The organism is Piscinibacter sp. PDB5-1 (assembly GCF_056676035.1).
The window spans coordinates 188359-203575 of sequence record NZ_JBWVZL010000005.1 but is presented as its reverse complement, the minus strand read 5'-3'; the positions used below and the strand labels follow the sequence as shown (position 1 = coordinate 203575).

General features: G+C 70.4%; 13 protein-coding genes. 6 read left to right on the top strand and 7 right to left on the bottom strand.

Going from position 1 to position 15217, the window contains the following annotated elements; genetic code table 11:
* Positions 1 to 8 precede the first annotated feature (8 nt).
* The 4 genes from AC1KAT_RS19800 to AC1KAT_RS19785 form a co-directional block, all read right to left on the bottom strand.
* The gene (locus tag AC1KAT_RS19800; protein WP_480328711.1) at positions 9 to 3113 is read right to left on the bottom strand and encodes an efflux RND transporter permease subunit; all 3105 of its coding nucleotides are present in this window, start codon (positions 3111 to 3113) and stop codon (positions 9 to 11) included.
* A 65-nt stretch (positions 3114 to 3178) separates the two neighbouring features.
* Positions 3179 to 4366 (bottom strand): efflux RND transporter periplasmic adaptor subunit, encoded by a 1188-nt coding sequence (locus tag AC1KAT_RS19795; protein ID WP_480328710.1) that lies wholly within the window; start codon positions 4364 to 4366, stop codon positions 3179 to 3181.
* Between the two features lie 57 nt (positions 4367 to 4423).
* Positions 4424 to 5908, bottom strand: a complete 1485-nt coding sequence (locus tag AC1KAT_RS19790) for an efflux transporter outer membrane subunit (protein ID WP_480328709.1) — start codon at positions 5906 to 5908, stop codon at positions 4424 to 4426.
* 210 nt (positions 5909 to 6118) lie between these two features.
* Positions 6119 to 7240 carry a hypothetical protein gene (locus AC1KAT_RS19785; RefSeq protein ID WP_480328708.1) on the bottom strand — a complete coding sequence of 374 codons (1122 nt, stop codon included), beginning with the start codon at positions 7238 to 7240 and terminating at the stop codon, positions 6119 to 6121.
* 172 nt (positions 7241 to 7412) lie between these two features.
* On the opposite strand from AC1KAT_RS19785, the gene AC1KAT_RS19780 reads away from it, so the two are divergent.
* From AC1KAT_RS19780 to AC1KAT_RS19760, 5 genes are all read left to right on the top strand, one after another.
* Complete coding sequence (locus AC1KAT_RS19780; RefSeq protein WP_480328707.1) at positions 7413 to 8390, top strand: helix-turn-helix transcriptional regulator; 978 nt, start codon at positions 7413 to 7415, stop codon at positions 8388 to 8390.
* A 142-nt stretch (positions 8391 to 8532) separates the two neighbouring features.
* Positions 8533 to 9162, top strand: a complete 630-nt coding sequence (locus tag AC1KAT_RS19775; RefSeq protein WP_480328706.1) for a hypothetical protein — start codon at positions 8533 to 8535, stop codon at positions 9160 to 9162.
* Complete coding sequence (locus AC1KAT_RS19770; protein WP_480328705.1) at positions 9162 to 9872, top strand: hypothetical protein; 711 nt, start codon at positions 9162 to 9164, stop codon at positions 9870 to 9872. The genes AC1KAT_RS19775 and AC1KAT_RS19770 overlap by 1 nt, the downstream gene beginning before the upstream one ends.
* On the top strand, positions 9869 to 10969 hold the full coding sequence (locus tag AC1KAT_RS19765; protein WP_480328704.1) for a toxic anion resistance protein: 1101 nt from the start codon (positions 9869 to 9871) through the stop codon (positions 10967 to 10969). The genes AC1KAT_RS19770 and AC1KAT_RS19765 overlap by 4 nt, the downstream gene beginning before the upstream one ends.
* A 12-nt stretch (positions 10970 to 10981) precedes the next feature.
* Positions 10982 to 11932: a hypothetical protein gene (locus AC1KAT_RS19760; protein WP_480328703.1), complete on the top strand. Its 951-nt coding sequence runs from the start codon at positions 10982 to 10984 to the stop codon at positions 11930 to 11932.
* Positions 11933 to 12083: 151 nt separating this feature from the next.
* Here AC1KAT_RS19760 and AC1KAT_RS19755 read toward each other — a convergent pair whose 3' ends face one another.
* The 3 genes from AC1KAT_RS19755 to AC1KAT_RS19745 all read right to left on the bottom strand — a co-directional run bounded on the left by AC1KAT_RS19755 (position 12084) and on the right by AC1KAT_RS19745 (position 14801).
* Positions 12084 to 13208 (bottom strand): extracellular catalytic domain type 1 short-chain-length polyhydroxyalkanoate depolymerase, encoded by a 1125-nt coding sequence (locus AC1KAT_RS19755; protein WP_480328702.1) that lies wholly within the window; start codon positions 13206 to 13208, stop codon positions 12084 to 12086.
* 11 nt (positions 13209 to 13219) lie between these two features.
* Positions 13220 to 13648, bottom strand: coding sequence for a CopG family transcriptional regulator (locus tag AC1KAT_RS19750; RefSeq protein ID WP_480328701.1), 429 nt, complete (start codon positions 13646 to 13648; stop codon positions 13220 to 13222).
* An 88-nt stretch (positions 13649 to 13736) separates the two neighbouring features.
* On the bottom strand, positions 13737 to 14801 hold the full coding sequence (locus tag AC1KAT_RS19745) for a flavodoxin family protein (protein ID WP_480328700.1): 1065 nt from the start codon (positions 14799 to 14801) through the stop codon (positions 13737 to 13739).
* A 134-nt stretch (positions 14802 to 14935) separates the two neighbouring features.
* On the opposite strand from AC1KAT_RS19745, the gene AC1KAT_RS19740 reads away from it, so the two are divergent.
* Positions 14936 to 15214 carry a DUF427 domain-containing protein gene (locus AC1KAT_RS19740; protein ID WP_480328699.1) on the top strand — a complete coding sequence of 93 codons (279 nt, stop codon included), beginning with the start codon at positions 14936 to 14938 and terminating at the stop codon, positions 15212 to 15214.
* The last annotated feature ends 3 nt before the right edge of the window (positions 15215 to 15217 follow it).

Sequence of the window (15217 nt, the reverse complement as noted above, 5' to 3'; positions counted from 1 at the left end):
GTGCAGGCTCAACCGCCCGCGCCCGGCTGGGCCTGCGGCGCGGGCGAGCTGTGCCGGCCCCGGCGGAGCTGGCGGCCGGTCCACTGCACGAGGTCGTCGATGTAGGTGAAGAGCACCGGAATGACCAGCAGGCTCAGGAAGGTCGAGGTGATCAGCCCGCCGATCACGACGATGGCCATCGGTGCGCGGAAGCTCGGGTCCACGCCGATGCCCAGGGCGATGGGCAGCATGCCGGCGCCCATGGCGATGGTGGTCATCACGATCGGGCGGGCGCGCTTGTGGCAGGCGTCGAGCAATGCGTCCCAGCGCGTCATGCCATGCTCGCGGCGGGCCATGATCGCGTACTCGACCAGCAGGATCGAGTTCTTCGTGGCGATGCCCATCAGCATGATCAAGCCGATCATCGACGGCATCGACAAGGCCGTCTGCGTGAGAAAGAGCGCGAGGAACGCACCCGGGATCGACAGCACCAGCGCCGCGAGGATGGTCACCGGCTGCACGAAGTCCTTGAACAGCAGCACCAGCACGATGTAGATGCAGGCCACGCCGGTCAGCATCGCCAGGCCGAAGCTCGCGAACAGCTCGGCCATCGCCTCGGCATCGCCGACGGTCGTCTGGATCACGCCTGGCGGCAGCGTGCGCAGGCTGGGCAGCGCGAGTGCGCGTTTCTCGATTTCGCCCAGCGGCTGCTGGTTCAGCTCGATCTCGAAGTTGATGTTGCGCAGTCGGTCGTAGCGGTCGATCTCGGCCGGCCCGCTTTCGATGCTGAGGTCGGCCACGTTGCCCAAAGGCACCGGCCCACGCGCGCCCGGCACGGCCAGGCGCGACAGCAGGTCGAGGTCGCTGCGCGCTTCGCTGGCGAGCTTCACGACCACCGGCACCTGGCGTTGCGACAGGTTGAGCTTGGCCAAGCCCTGGTCGTAGTCGCCAGCGGTGGCGATGCGCAGCGTTTCGGCAATGGCCGCCGAGGTGACGCCCAGGTCGGCTGCGCGTGCGAAGTCGGGCCGCACGATCAGCTCGGGGCGCACCAGGCTCGACGTGGACGTGACGTTGCCGATGCCCGGCAGCGTGCGCAGCTCGCGCTCGACGGTGCGTGCGTGCTCGGACAGCACCCGGCCATCTTCGCCCGCGAGCACGAGGATGTATTTTTCGGACGAGCCGCCGAAGCCCACCTTCACGCGCGCGCCGGGCAGCACCGCGAGGCGCTCGCGCAGCTGCGATTCGACGGCCTGCTTGCTCAAGCCGCCGCGCTCGCTGCGGTGCGTGAGGTTGAGGCTCAACGTCGCCTTGGTCACGTCGGCCGCGCCGGCCGGTGCGAACGGGTCCGCGCCAGTCAGGCCGCCGCCGATGGCGGTGTAGACGAGCTTCACGTGCGGGTGGTCTTCGATCAGCGCGCGCGCTTTCTCGGCTGCAGCGAAGGTCTGCTTGAAGGTGCTGCCCGGCGGCAGGTTGACCGTGACCTGCGTCTGCGACAGGTCGTCGGGCGGTATGAACCCCGTCGGCAAGAACGGCACCAGCATGAACGAGCCGACCAGGAACGCCAGCGCCCCCAGGCTGGTGAGCACGCGGTGCCGCAGGCAGGCCTGGGCCCAGCGCATGTAGATGACGATCCAGCGGCCCTCTTTGTGCTCGTGTTTCGGCGGCTTGAGCATGTAGGCCGCCATCATCGGCGTGAGCATGCGCGCGACCACCAGCGAGAAGAACACCGCGATCGCCGCCGTCCAGCCGAACTGCACGAAGAACTTGCCCGGCACGCCACTCATGAAAGCCGTCGGCAAGAACACCGCGATCAGCGTGAAGGTGGTCGCGATCACCGCCAGCCCGATCTCGTCGGCCGCTTCCATCGCGGCCTGGAACGGCGTCTTGCCCATGCGCAGGTGGCGCATGATGTTTTCGATCTCGACGATGGCGTCGTCCACGAGGATGCCCACCACCAGCGACAGGCTCAAGAGCGTCACCGCATTCAGCGTGAAGCCGAACAGCGCCATCGCACCGAAGGTCGGGATCATCGACAGCGGCAGCGCCACCGCCGCGACGAAGGTCGAGCGCCAGTCGCGCAGGAAGAACCACACCACGATGACGGCGAGGATGGCGCCTTCGTACAGCAGCATCATCGAGCCCTGGTAGCTCTCGGCCACCGGCTCGACGAAGTTGAAGGCCTCGGTGACCGTGATGCCGGGGTGCTCGGCGCGCAACTGTTCGAGCCGCGCACGCACGCCATCGGCCACATCGATCTCGCCGGCGCCGCGCGTGCGGGTGATCTCGAAGCCGACCACGGGCCTGCCGTTCAAGAGCGCCGCCGAGCGCTGTTCGGCCACGGTGTCGGCCACGCGCGCGACCTGGTCGAGGCGGATGCGCCGGCCGTCGCTCAGTGCGATCTCCATGCGCGCCAGCTCTTCGGCCGATTGCACGGTGGCGATGGTGCGCACCGACTGCTCGGCGCCACCCACGTCGGTGCGGCCGCCCGAGGCCTCTTGCTGGATCATCTTGAGCTGCCGCGAGATGTCGGCCGCCGTGGCGTTGAGCGCCTGCAGGCGCGCCGGGTCGATTTCGATGCGCACCTCGCGCGTCGCGCCGCCCACGCGCGAGACCTTGCCCACGCCACGCACGCCGAGCAGCGCCTTGGTGACGGTGTTGTCCACGAACCAGCTCAGCGCTTCGTCGTCCATGCGCTCGGCCGCCACCGTGTAGGTGAGGATGGGCGTGCCCGACAGCTCGACCTTCGAGATGATGGGGTCCCGCAGATCGGTCGGCAGGTCGGAACGCACCCGCGCCACCGCGTCGCGCACGTCGTCGAGCGCCTCTTGCGTGGTCTTCTCCAGCCGGAACTCGACCGTGATGGTCGCCGTGCCGTCCTGCACCTTGGTGTAGATGTGCTTGACGCTTTGCAGGCTGGCGACCGAGTTCTCGATCTTGCGCGCGACCTCGGTTTCGAGCTGCGCGGGCGACGCGCCGGGCAAGGCCGCCACCACGGTGACGGTGGGCAGCTCGATGTCGGGAAAGTTCTGCACCTTCATCGACTTGAAGCTCATCAGGCCCACGACCGTGAGCATGATGAACAGCAGCACCGAGGGAATCGGGTTGCGGATGGACCAGGACGAGACGTTCAACATGAAGGAACCTTCGGGTTCGTGTCGGGCGCGTGAAGGGCGCAGGGCGCGGGGTCGTGCGCGCCGGTTCAGGGCTTGGGCTGCGAGGCCGCCCGCTTCGGCGCCGAGGCGCCGTTCTCGACCACGCGCACGGTGTCGCCGTCCCCGAGGAAGCCACCGCCTTCGGCCACCACCTGCGCCTCGGGCGCCAGGCCTTCGACGATCTCGATGCGTTCGCCCACGCGCCGGCCGACCTTCACCTTGGTCTGCTGGATCTTGCCGTTGGCGCCGATCACCAGGGCGTAGTGAAAGCCGTCGCGCAGCAGCACCGCGCTTTGCGGCAGCGTGTGGCCCTGCGTCTCGCCGATGCGGATCTCGCCACGCGCGAACATGCCCGCCTTGGCCTCGCGCGGTGCACCCAGGTCCACGTAGACCAGGCCGTTGCGGGTTTGCGGGTCCACGGTCGGTGCGGTCATGCGCACCTTGCCGGCGATGGGCTGGCCGCCCGGTGCCATCACCTGCACCAACAGCCCAGGCTTGATGCGCACCAGATCGACCGAGGGCACCTCGGCGCGCCATTCGAGCCGGCCCTGGCGGATCAGCCGGAACAGCTCCTGCCCCGCCGGCACCACCGCCCCCACCGTGGCGCTGCGCGCCGAGATCACGCCGTCGTCGGGCGCCAGCACCCGCGCTTGCGCCAAGCGCAGTTCGCCCGCGCGGGCGGCGGCGCGCTGCGCGTCGAGCCTTGCCTTCGCGGTGCGCTCAGCGGTGAGGTACTGGTTGATCTGCTGCGCGCTCAAGGCGCCGGTGGTCTGCAGGTCGCGCGCGCGCTGCGCGTCGGCCGCGGCGGCGGCGAGTTGGGCCTCGGCCTCGGCGACGCTCGCGCGCACCTGGGCGACTTCGGCCTGCACGGTGGCCGGTGCGAAGCTCGCCAGCACCTGCCCGCGCTTGACCACGTCGCCCACATTGACCCGCACCTCGGCCAGGCGCAGGCCGTTGACCTCGGCACCGACGATGGCCTCTTGCCACGCGGCGATGCTGCCGTTGGCGCTGAGGGCCTGCGGCAAGGTCGCGGTCTGCAGGCGCGTGGCCGTCACGCTCAAGGCGGGACGCGCGCCTGACGCGCTGGTGGCCGGTGCGTCGGCGGCTGCTGCTTCGGCGGGCGGCTGTTTGTCGTCGCCACAGGCCACGAGCAGGCCACCGCAGAGCAGAGCGGCGAAGGCCATCGACAAGGGCAGGCGAAGCGGGGCGAGCGGCAGGGGGGACAGGCGGTTCATCGGGTCGTCAGCATCAAAAGGGGTTCGGGCGAAGGGGCGGGGCCATCGACCGTCAGGTCACAGGCCAGTCGGGGCCGACACATCGGGGGCGGCACCGGCCTGGGGTGCGGTGGCGGGGTCGGTGGCCGACCAGCCGCCGCCGAGCGCGCGGTACAGCGCTACCCAGGCCGCCACGCGCTCGCGCTGCACGTCGATGAGCGCGTTCTGGGCCAGCACAGCGGTGCGGCGGGCGTCTTCGAGTTCGAACAGGCTGGCGAGCCCGCCCCGGTAGCGCGACTCGCTGGCGCGGAACGAGGCCTCGAAGCCATCGGCCGCGGTGCGCAGGTCGCCCAGCCGGGCCTCGCTGGCCTGCAGGCGCACCAGCGCCTCTTCGACCTCGCGCACGGCGTTGCGCAAGCGGGCGCGGTAGTTCGCGCTGGCCTCATCGTAGCGGGCGCGCGCCGCCTCGACGTTGGCGCGGCGCGTGCCGCCGTCGAAGAGGGGCAAGGTGACGGCCAGCGGCCCGAGCGTCCAGGTGTTGCCCTGAAAGGTGCCCGCGCCCGTCTCGACGCGCGTGCGGCCCACCGTGCCGGCGAGCGTGATGCGCGGCAGCCGTGCGGCCTGCGCCTGCGACACGTCGGCGCTCGCGGCGACCAGTTCGCGGCCCGCGACGAAGAGGTCGGGCCGCTGCGTCAGCAGGTCGGCCGGCAGGCTCTTGACGCCGATGCTCGCCGGCGCCGGCAACTGGCCGGTGCCACGGGCGAGCTGGCTGCGCAGGCCGGGCTCGTCGATGCCGGTCAGCGCGACCAAGGCCTTCACCGCGATGTCGCATTGCGCCCGCACCGCCACCAGCTGCTGGCTCGCCTGGGCGACACTTGCGCGCGCCAGAGCCGCGTTCGCCGGCGCCTGAAAGCCGGCACGGCTGGCGAGTTCGGTCAGGCGCGACGTCTCGCCACGCGAGCGGGCGTCGGTCTCGGCCTGGGCCAGCTGGGCTTCGCAGACGCGCAGCGCGAGGTAGGCGTTGGCGGTCTCGGCGGCAATGGACACCCGAGCGTCATGCCACAGGGCTTGCGCGCCTTCGTAGCGGGCCTGCGCCGCGTCTCGGCCGGCGCGGGCGGCGCCGAAGAGGTCGATCTCCCACGAGGCCTGCAGGCCGGCGTTCGCCTGCGTGCCCAGCGGCAGGCTCAGGTCTTGCCGGCCCCGCACCACGCTGGCCTGGGCATTGAGCTGGGGCGACAGCGCCCCGCCGGCGGCCGCCACGCCGGCGCGTGCCTGGGCGATGCGCGCGCCCGCAGCGGCCACGCTTGGGCTCAGGCGCTGGGCCTCGTCGATCAGTTGGGCGAGCAGCGGGTCGTCGAATTGACCCCACCACGCGCGCAAGTCGCCCACCTGGCCGTTGTGCGGCAGCGGGGCCTGCCACTGCGCGGCAGGGGCGGCGTCGGTCACGGCCTGGCCCGGCTGTGGCGCGTGAGCGCAAGCGCCCAAGACAAAAGCCAGCGTTGCGAGGGCAACGCCGGCTCCAAAATTGCGCCCTTCGGCAGCGCGGTGAAACGGTGTTCGCATGGTTCTTCTGTTGTTGCCGTTGGCGACCCGGGCAAACCGGCATGATGCCTCGGCACGCCGAGCCTTGCCACGTCCGGGGCCACCCTCGCCCGCCATGCTGAACGGCGACCCTGACACCGCAGTGTCAGCAGTCTGCCCCTCCTCCCTTTCGTCCCCCGTTCGTTGTCCCTCCTGGCTTGTCTCCTCCGCGGGTCTGGCCGTGTCGGCGCGTCAATGCAGCGGCAGGTGCTGCTGGGTCGGCACGCGCAGCGGCGGCCTCGGGCGGGCGGCCTGGCGGCGCATCAGGGTCGCGTGCGGCACGTAGCCGCGCGATTCGAGCGCCCAGCCGTCGGTGGCCTGCTCATCGCCCAGCGGTTGCACCCGCAGGGTGCCGAGCTTCTTGGCGCTGGCGCGCGTGACCAGCGCCTCGCACTGCACGGCGCTGAGCTGGCTGACGAAGGCCCTCCAACGCTGCAGCGCGAGCGGGCTGCGCCAGGCGTCTTCGATGGCCCAGCGCGCGGCCTGCGGCGTGGTGCCCTTGCCGGCTTCGAGCACACGCGGCAGCAGCGCATGCACGAAGGTCTGGAAGGCGCGCTTCAGCTCGCGGCCCGGCAGCAGGTCTTCGAGGCGCGTCAGGCGGTGGCTCCAGCCCGGCACCAGCAGTTGCTGGCTGATGAAGGCCTGCAGGGCCTGCGCGGGGTTGAACAGGCGCAGCCGGTTCGGCGGCAGCACGCGCATCGGGATGCGGCAGGCCTCGTCGTGCGGCAGCGGCTCGACGAAGCTGCACAGCACGGCCACACGCGACCACTGCTCGGCGGTCAGGCCGCTCATGCCGTCGGCGCCCTCGGCTTCGATGCGCTGCGCGAAGGTCAGCGCCGCGCGGTAGCCGTAGGCCGCCTTGGCGTGGTTGGCCTTGCTGCTCATCATCGCCAGGTTGCCGGCGGCGTAGGCGGCGTCGCTGCGCACGCGGTCCACCGAGGCGGCATTCGCGCCGGTGCCCACGGGCGCCAGCTCGACGCGGGTGATGGGGCAGTGCGCCACGTCGATCTGCTGCAGGAAGTGCGGCGTGACCTGCACCAGTTCGAGCGAGCGGCCCCGCAGCCAGGCGTGCAGGCGCAGTTGCAGCCAGCGCTGCACGTAGGCGGTGGGCTCCAGCGTGCGGTCGCCGAAGGTGGCCTGGCCGGCCAGCAGGCCCGAGCGCAGCGGCGAGGGCTCTTGAGCGTAGGGGGCCGGGGGCTGCAGGCGGTGGTGGGCGTAGTCCCAGCCCAGTTCGAAGCCGATCTGCTCGTGCAGGGTGACCGTGGGGGCCCCGAAGAGGTCGGGCGTCGAGGCGGTGTGCGATGCGGTCGTCATGGTGGCTACTCCTGGCTTTCCCTGTGGGTGTGTGTGACAGCGTGGAAAGCAGTTTGTCGCCCCACAGGCTCATGGCGTGAGCCACTGAGCGCCGTGGCGGCCTGGCGACATGCGGGTATCCTCCGCCGGCTGGCTCATTTGGTGAGCCACTGAACCCGGGCAATTCGCCACCATGGACCGCACCGAACGCTTCTACAAGATCGAACGCCTGCTGCGCAGCCGGGGCTGCGTGAGCTTCGAGGCGCTGCTCGAGGAGCTGGCGGTCTCGCGCGCCACGCTCAAGCGTGACCTGCAGTACCTGCGCGACCGGCTCAGCGCGCCCATCGTCTACGACCGTTTCGACAACGGCTACCGCTTCGAGCAATCGGCTCAGGGCGATGCGCACGAACTGCCGGGCATGTGGTTCAGCGAGAAAGAGATCCACGCGCTGCTGACGATGCACCAGCTCTTGAGCGGGCTCGACGACGACGGCGTGCTGTCGCGCCACCTGCAACCGATGATGGACAAGCTGCAAGGCCTGCTCGGCGTGGACGAGACCGAGGCACGCGAGCTGATGCGGCGCGTCAAGGTGATCGGCACCGCGCGCCGCCGCGCCCCGAGCCGCCACTTCGAGTTGCTCGGCAGCGCCCTCGTGCAGCGCCAGCGCGTGTGGCTGCGCTACTTCAAGCGCAGCGACCGCAGCGAGAGCGAACGCGAGGTCTCGCCGCAGCGGCTGGTGAACTACCGCAACACCTGGTACCTCGACGCGTGGTGCCATGCGAGCGAGGGGCTGCGCCGCTTCGCGCTCGACGCCGTGCGCGAGGCACGCGCGCTCGACACCAAGGCGCGCAACGTCGCGATCAAAGACCTCGAAACGGCACTCGATGCCGGCTATGGCATTTACGGCGGGCCCGGCACGCAGGTGAAATGGGCCACGCTGGTCTTCCAGGCCGACGCCGCGCAGTGGGTCGAGCGCGAAGAGTGGCACCCGCACCAGAAGGCCCGCTGGCTGAGCGACGGCCGCTACGAGCTGCAGGTGCCCTACAGCGACCCGACCGAGCTCACGATGGACATCCTGCGCCACGGCGACAGCGTGACCGTCGCCGGCGACAAGGCCTTCGCGGCGCAGATCGCCGAGCGCCTGCGCCGGGCGGCGGCGCAATACGGCTGAATCGCGCGCGGCGTGCCACGAAGTTCACGTTTTCACGCCCCAACGGGGGTGAACGCCCGTGGGCGGAGAGCCGCATGCGTGGGCAACAATCGCCGCGACACGCCGCCCGCCAGATGGCTGCGGTCCCCGACGAGGGAGTGCCATGTCCACCCGATCGCTGCCCAACACCCACGCCCTGCCACGCCCCCACGCCGGGCTGGCATGCGGCGTGGCGGTCGCGCTGTTGTCGATGGGCCTGGCCAGTTGCGCGAAGCACGCGCCTGAAGCGCTGTCGGTGGTGGCGAGCTTTGAGGCCCCCGCCGCTGAGCTGAAAGGCATGACCGAGCTGGCGACCCGGCGCGCCACCTCGTTCCCGGCGGCCTGGTTTGTCGGCCCGGTGGACGTGAAGCCCGAAGGCGGTCTGCACACCGTGCGCTGGACGCTCGACGGCGAGGTTTCATCCAGTGGCCCGGTCGAAATCCACATGATGGCCGATATGGGCCCGGAAGGCCGCTTCGACCGCATCATCGATTGCAAGGTGCAGGCGCCGCACGCGGCGGCCGGCAGCGCCCGCTACACCTGCAGCAGCGCGGCCTTCCACACCGAGGTGCACAAGCAGCTGTTCTTTCTGCCCGCCATCCACACCCTGGTCGGCTTCACGCCGACCCGCCTGCAGATGGAGGTCGTGACGGTGCGGGTCGAGATCACCGCCCGCGACTGGTGGATCGCGCTGCCCCTGTTCGCGGTCGCCTCGCTGCTCTTGTGGTGGCGCCCCTTCAAGCGCGACGCGTGATGACCCCCACCCCTGACGCACAACCCGACAAGCGGCTCGCCGAGTGGATCGAGCAACGCACGCAGCGCTGGCACGAAGACCGCACCGAAGCGCTGTTCAAGGCCAACCCCTTGCAGCAACTGACCGCCGCGATGCGTCAGTTGCTCGACACGCTCGATCGCTGCGACTTCAGCAGCATGTTGCAGCCGCTGGGCTGGTGGCGCCGGCTCACCGGCGAGCGCGTCTTGAACGAGGTGCGCTTTCGGGTGGCCGACCGCGAAATCGCGCAACTGATGGCCACCGCGCAGGCTTGTGCCGACCGGCAGCTCGACTGGCACGCGCAGTGGCAGGCCGTGGCCCGCGAGCATGGTGAATTCGTGCGCGGCCTGAGCGAGCGCATCCGCATCGAGCAGCGCCTGCTGCAAGACGCCCCCCCCGACGAGCGCGAGGCGCGTGCCCTGCAGCTGCAGAACGCGCAGCTGGTGCTCAGCTCGGCCCAGCTCACCGCCCAACAGTTCAAGCTGCTCCAGGCCAAGCACGACACGGCGCTGGCGCGCTTCGAAGACATCAAGCTCAAGCTGATCCCGCTGTGGCTGGACCAGCTCACCGCGGTGATCCACGGGCGCGCGCTGAAGGCCGCGCACCTGCGCGCCGCGATGAAGACCTACGACGCGATCAGCCAGCGGCTGCGCAGCGATCTCCCACCGGCACAGACAGAGGAACTGACATGACTTCGTCCCCTTCCGATTCACGTTCGGATGCACCGTCGGCGGGCCACGCGCTCGCCGTGATCCCGGCGGCCGAGTTGCAGGCCCTGGGCCTGGCCCCCGAAGACCTGCCGCAGGTGACCGAGCTGACGCGAAGCCTCGACCTCGACGACCCGGCCACGCTGTTTGCCTTTGGCGGCGCGGCCACCGACGCGGCCGCCGCCTCGGCCGATGCGCTGCTGGCGCAGGCGCGCAGCTCGGACCTCGACGCCTCGGGCAAGGTGCTCACCCAGGTGCTGGCGGCCGCGCGCTCGGTCAATGTGCAGGGCCTGGAAAAGCGCTCGCGCATCCCGCTGATCGGCGGCCTGATCGACAAGTTCACGCTCGCCAAAGACAAGCTGGTGGACGAGTTCTCGAGCGCCAGCCAGCAGATCGACGGCCTCACGCACGAGATCGGCACGCTGCAGGACACGCTCACCACCCGGCTCGGTTCACTCGACCAGATGTACCAAGAGGTCGCCGCCGAATACAAATCGCTCGGCGCGCACATCGCCGCTGGCGAGTGGTGCCTGAAGCAGGCCACGGCGCAAGCGTCGGCACCGAGCGCCAACCCGCTCGAAGCCGAACGGCGCGCCTCGCGCCAAGAGGCGCTGATGGTGCTTGAGAAGCGCATCGCCGACCTGCGGGTGATGCAGCAGTACGCGCTGCAGACGCTGCCGGCGATCCGCCTGATCCAGGCCAACAACCGCCTGCAGATCGACAAGTTCAAGACCATCCGGCAGCTGACCATCCCGACCTGGAAGCGCCAGTTCATGCTGGCGCTGTCGCTCAACGAACAGCGCAACGCCGGCGAGCTGGGCCAGCGCATCGACGAGGCGACCAACGCCATGCTCAAGCGCAACGCCGAGCTGCTGCACACCAACTCGGTCGAGGCGGCGAAGTCGAACCAGCGCCTGGTGATCGACGTCGAGACCCTGCAGCAGGTGCAAGACACGCTGCTGAAGACCGTGCAAGACGTCTTGCAGGTGCAGCACGAAGGCGTGCAGGCGCGCCAGCAAGTGGCCGGGCAGATCGGCCAGATGCGCACGCAGCTGCAAAAGCTCGCCAACACCTCGCGCTGACCCCGCCTGCGAATGAGCGACGAGGAAGACCGCTTCGACGTGGACCGCGCGCTCGGCCGCCTGGCCCAGCGCGTCAGGTGGCTGCGCTGGGGGGCGCTTGCCGGGCTGGCCTTGTGCGTCGGCCTGGGCTGGTCGGCCGCTGGGCACGTGGGCCTGCTGTGGAGCGACCCGCTGCACCCGGTGGTCACCGCCATCGACATCCCCCCGCCGGCCTTGCACGCGAGCGGCACCATGACGCGCGGCCTCAGCCCCACCGAGCGCTCGCTGTCGTTTCTGGCGCTGCTCATGGGCCTGGTGACGGCCATCGCCTGGGTGCGAGCCGACGGCCTGCGGCGCCAGGTGGTCTTGAGCGCCGGCGGCGCGATGCTGTGCCTGGTGGCCTTGGCGCAATGGACCACCTCGGGCGAGCAGCTCGCCAACCGCGACATCGAGCGCCTCGCCCGGGCCGGGGCCTACCAGGAGTTGTGGGACCGCGCGAAGGCCCGGCCCCGCATGCCCTACGCCGACTACATCGGCGCGCAGGCCTTGCTGATGGCCGGCGACCACGAGCGGCTGCGCTCGGAATACGGCGACTGGCTCCGGCGCTGGAGCGAACAGGGCGCGCGCGCCGGCTACTTCGGCAACCAGAAGCTGCCACGCGGCGTGCCCGCCTGGGAGGGCAGCCACGCGTCACCGCGCGTGATGCGGGCGCTCGAGATCGCCGCCTTCGGCAAAGAGGTCACGCCCTTCGCGCGGCCCTACCTGCGCAACGCGCTGGCGCAGCTGGCCCACGCGCGCAAGCGGCTCTACTGGCAGGTGCCGGTGCTGCTGCTGAGCGTCATCGCGTGGCTGGGCGTGGTCGGCACCTGGCGGCGCGCACGGCGCAACCTGCGGCTGGCCGAAGAGTGGGTGGTGCGCTTCGACTACTACCAGGCCGTGGCGGCACCGCCTCCGCTGCACGGGGTGGCGTCGCTCAGAGGCTGAGAGTTTTTCGGGCGTGACCGAGCAGCGCGTCCAAAGGCACCCGGTTTAGGCGCAAAGCACAGCCATAGCTCGGGCTATGGCGAGCATTTGCAACGACAAACGGGGGCGTTTGGGCGTGATGAGCGGGCATGAACGAAAGACTCTCAGCCTCTCAGGCCCGCCGCTGCAGCGGGTTCGCCATGAAGAAGCGCAGCATCTCGCGCGACGCATCGGGCCCTTGCGCATCGGCATAGCTGCCCTGCGCGCTACCGCCTGACCAGGCGTGGCCGGCGCCGTGCACCTCCCAGTGCTCGGCGAGCACGCGGCCTTGGGCGTCGCGATAGCGCGTGTGTGTGTAGCGCCGCCCGTTGGCGGACTGGCCGGCGTCGACTTCGGGCGTGGCCGCCTCGGCCCGCGCCTTCATCACGTCGCCGATGACCTGCTGGCCGTTGAGCGGGCTCACCGTCGTGTCGCGGTCACCGTGGAAGACGATGGTCGGCGCCATGCCGTCCGCGCGGCCGTGCAGCGCACGGGCCGGCGACGGGCCGCCCTTCATCGCCTGGAAGGCCGTCATCACGTCGTGCGCCGCGCCTTGGGGCAGGCCCGAGTGCACACCGGCGGCGGCATAGAGGTCGGGGTATTCGCTGGCGAGGATGGCCGCCATCGCGCCACCCGCCGACAGGCCGGCCACATAGACGCGGCCCGGATCGACCGGGTGCTCGCCCATCACGTGGCGCGTCATGCCCGCCAGCAGCGCTGGCTCGCCGCGGCCGCGCTGCTGGTCGCCAGGCTGGAACCAGTTCCAGCACTTGGACGAGTTCGACCGCGGGGCCTGGGCCGGGTACAGCACCAGAAAGCCGTGCTCTTGCGCGAGTTCGTTCATGCGCGTTCCGCGCGCGAAGTCATCGGGATCTTGCGTGCAGCCGTGCAGCATCACCACCAGCGGCCGCGGTGCAGGGCTGGCGAGGGCCGGCACGAAGAGCTTGTACTGGCGCGAGCCGGCGGCCTCGCTGTAGCTGCCGGCAAGAAAGCGGCTGGCGTCGGCCTTGGGGGCAGCGGCCGGCGCGTTGGCCGCCGCGGTGGGCGGCGCCGGCGCGGGCGGCACTTCGCGCACGAAGCCATCGAACACGTCGGCCCGAGGCGGCGGCGCTGGCGCGGGGGTGTCCGGCGCCATCAGGCCAGCCTGGCGCAGCGCACGCTGGATCACTGCCGTGGCATCGGCGAGCCGACCCTGGTGGGTCAGGTCGCCGGCGCGGCGCAGCCACTTGGCAAGCAGCGGAGGGGTGTGGAGCTTCATGGGATGGGCTTTCATTGGGGGCGCAGCCGCGGCATCAGCGCGGCCTTGACGGCCGGGCTGGCCTGCAGGGCGCCCAGCACGGTGAGGGATTCGATGGTCGCGAGCGCCAGTTCGGGCGTCACGTCATCGGCGATGTGGGCCAGCCCCAGCACGCGCACCTGCAGCCGCTGGCCCGCGCGCTGCGCGGCTTCGAGTTCGCTGCGCGTGATCTGCTGCAAGCCCAGCGTGAGCGTCTTGCGCAGCACCGTCTGGCGCACTGCCTCGCCGTGCTGCAGCAGCTGCTGGCGGATGGCGTGGCGAATGAAATCGGCGCGGTTGGAATAGAAACCTTCGTTGACCAGCAGGTCGATCTGACCCAGGTCCACGAAGTTGAGGTTGACGGTGACCTTCTCGGTGTCGGGCGCACCACGGTCGAGGCGGGTGAGGGATTTGGCTGGCATGAATGCATGCTAGCACCATCCACTTGGATGTTACTGCATTGCAGCAATGCAATGCGGGGTGTGGGGGCATTCCCGCCGCCTCTGGCAGTCACTTGGGCCGGGGTCGGCGCAGGTCGGGGGCGTGCAGGCGGCCGGCGCGCAGCTCGCCCACGGCCCAGGCCACGCAGCGTGCGACGTTGCGCACCTCGCCTTCGAAGGCGGTGTCGCGGTCGAGGGACTCGTGGCTGTTTTCGTAGGGCTCGTAGTAGCCGACGAAGCGGTCCAACCGCGCTTGCGCGCCAGCGTCGATGAAGCCCATCCAATCGAGCCAGTCGCACAGGGCGCGGCGCATTCCTTCGATGCCGGCCACGTCGCCATGCACAGCCACGCCGTAGGTGCGGCCTGCCAGGTGCTGCGGGTAGTCCCAGCCGCCGGCTTCGAGGGCCTTGGCGAGCGCGGGCTTCTTGCCTTGCGTCGTGGTCGGGTCGGGGTTGCCGCCGTCGGCGCAGACCAGGCGGTCGATCATCAGCTTCAGGGGGCTGGGGCTCTGGTACCAGTACACCGGCGTGAGGATCACCACGCCGTGCGCCGACACCCAGCGCTCGTAGATCTCGCTCATCCAGTCGTTGGTCTGGCCGGTGGCGTGGTTGGGGTAGCAGCTGCACGGCCAGTGGCACAGCGGCATCGCGGTCGAGACGCATCCCTTGCAAGGGTGGATGTGCCGGTCGTAGTCGGACGTGAGCCAGCTCAGGTCGAGCACGTCGACTTCCATGCCGCCGCGCTGCAGTTCGTCGCGCGCCCACTGCGTCATGCGCCAGGTCTTCGAGATCTCGCCCGGGCACGTGCCGTCGTTGCGCGCCGACGCGCACACCAGCAGCACGCGTGACGGCGTGGCGGCATCGGCCCAGCGCACCTGCGCGGCCTTCAGGCGTTCGGCAGTCGCCCGCCACTCGTCGCTGAGCGCGTAGTCCGGGTCGGCATACCCCGGCCCGGCCGGGGCCGTGAAAGGCGCCTTGCGCCCCTCGTGGTAGGCCTGCCATGCGATGTCTTCGATGCGCGCCAGCGCCTCGGCCTCGGCCGCGAAGGCCGGGTCCACGAAGCGGTTGCGGAAGCGCTCGCCGAAGCGCTGGCGGTCGAGGGGTTCGGGGGCTTGGCCCAGGCGCACATCGGTCATGCGCCATGCTGGATCGGGCCCGGAGGCTCAGCTGTCGGACAGCGCCGCGTCGCGTTGTGGTGCGCTGTCTTGCCGCGCCTGCCGGGCCGCGGCGGCGACTACGATCACGCCTTCTCGTTCAACCGGAGCCCCGCATGAAAGCCACCTGGAACGGCGCCGTGATCGCCGAGAGCGACGACACGGTGGTGGTCGAAGGCAACCACTACTTTCCCGAGTCGAGCCTCAAGCGCGAGTTCGTGACCTTCAGCAACCACCGCACCAGCTGCCCCTGGAAGGGCCAGGCCTACTACTACAGCCTGCTCGTCAACGGCGAGATGAACCCCGACGCGGCCTGGTACTACCCCGAGCCCAGCGACGCCGCCAAAGAGATCAAGGGCCGTGTCGCGTTCTGGAAGGGCGTGCGGGTCGAGTGACCG

Coding starts and splice junctions, on each gene's coding strand:
- AC1KAT_RS19800 (WP_480328711.1), bottom strand. CDS start 3,113: ATGTTGAACGTCTCGTCCTGGTCCATCCGCAACCCGATTCCCTCGGTG.
- AC1KAT_RS19795 (WP_480328710.1), bottom strand. CDS start 4,366: ATGAACCGCCTGTCCCCCCTGCCGCTCGCCCCGCTTCGCCTGCCCTTG.
- AC1KAT_RS19790 (WP_480328709.1), bottom strand. CDS start 5,908: ATGCGAACACCGTTTCACCGCGCTGCCGAAGGGCGCAATTTTGGAGCC.
- AC1KAT_RS19785 (WP_480328708.1), bottom strand. CDS start 7,240: ATGACGACCGCATCGCACACCGCCTCGACGCCCGACCTCTTCGGGGCC.
- AC1KAT_RS19780 (WP_480328707.1), top strand. CDS start 7,413: ATGGACCGCACCGAACGCTTCTACAAGATCGAACGCCTGCTGCGCAGC.
- AC1KAT_RS19775 (WP_480328706.1), top strand. CDS start 8,533: ATGTCCACCCGATCGCTGCCCAACACCCACGCCCTGCCACGCCCCCAC.
- AC1KAT_RS19770 (WP_480328705.1), top strand. CDS start 9,162: ATGACCCCCACCCCTGACGCACAACCCGACAAGCGGCTCGCCGAGTGG.
- AC1KAT_RS19765 (WP_480328704.1), top strand. CDS start 9,869: ATGACTTCGTCCCCTTCCGATTCACGTTCGGATGCACCGTCGGCGGGC.
- AC1KAT_RS19760 (WP_480328703.1), top strand. CDS start 10,982: ATGAGCGACGAGGAAGACCGCTTCGACGTGGACCGCGCGCTCGGCCGC.
- AC1KAT_RS19755 (WP_480328702.1), bottom strand. CDS start 13,208: ATGAAGCTCCACACCCCTCCGCTGCTTGCCAAGTGGCTGCGCCGCGCC.
- AC1KAT_RS19750 (WP_480328701.1), bottom strand. CDS start 13,648: ATGCCAGCCAAATCCCTCACCCGCCTCGACCGTGGTGCGCCCGACACC.
- AC1KAT_RS19745 (WP_480328700.1), bottom strand. CDS start 14,801: ATGACCGATGTGCGCCTGGGCCAAGCCCCCGAACCCCTCGACCGCCAG.
- AC1KAT_RS19740 (WP_480328699.1), top strand. CDS start 14,936: ATGAAAGCCACCTGGAACGGCGCCGTGATCGCCGAGAGCGACGACACG.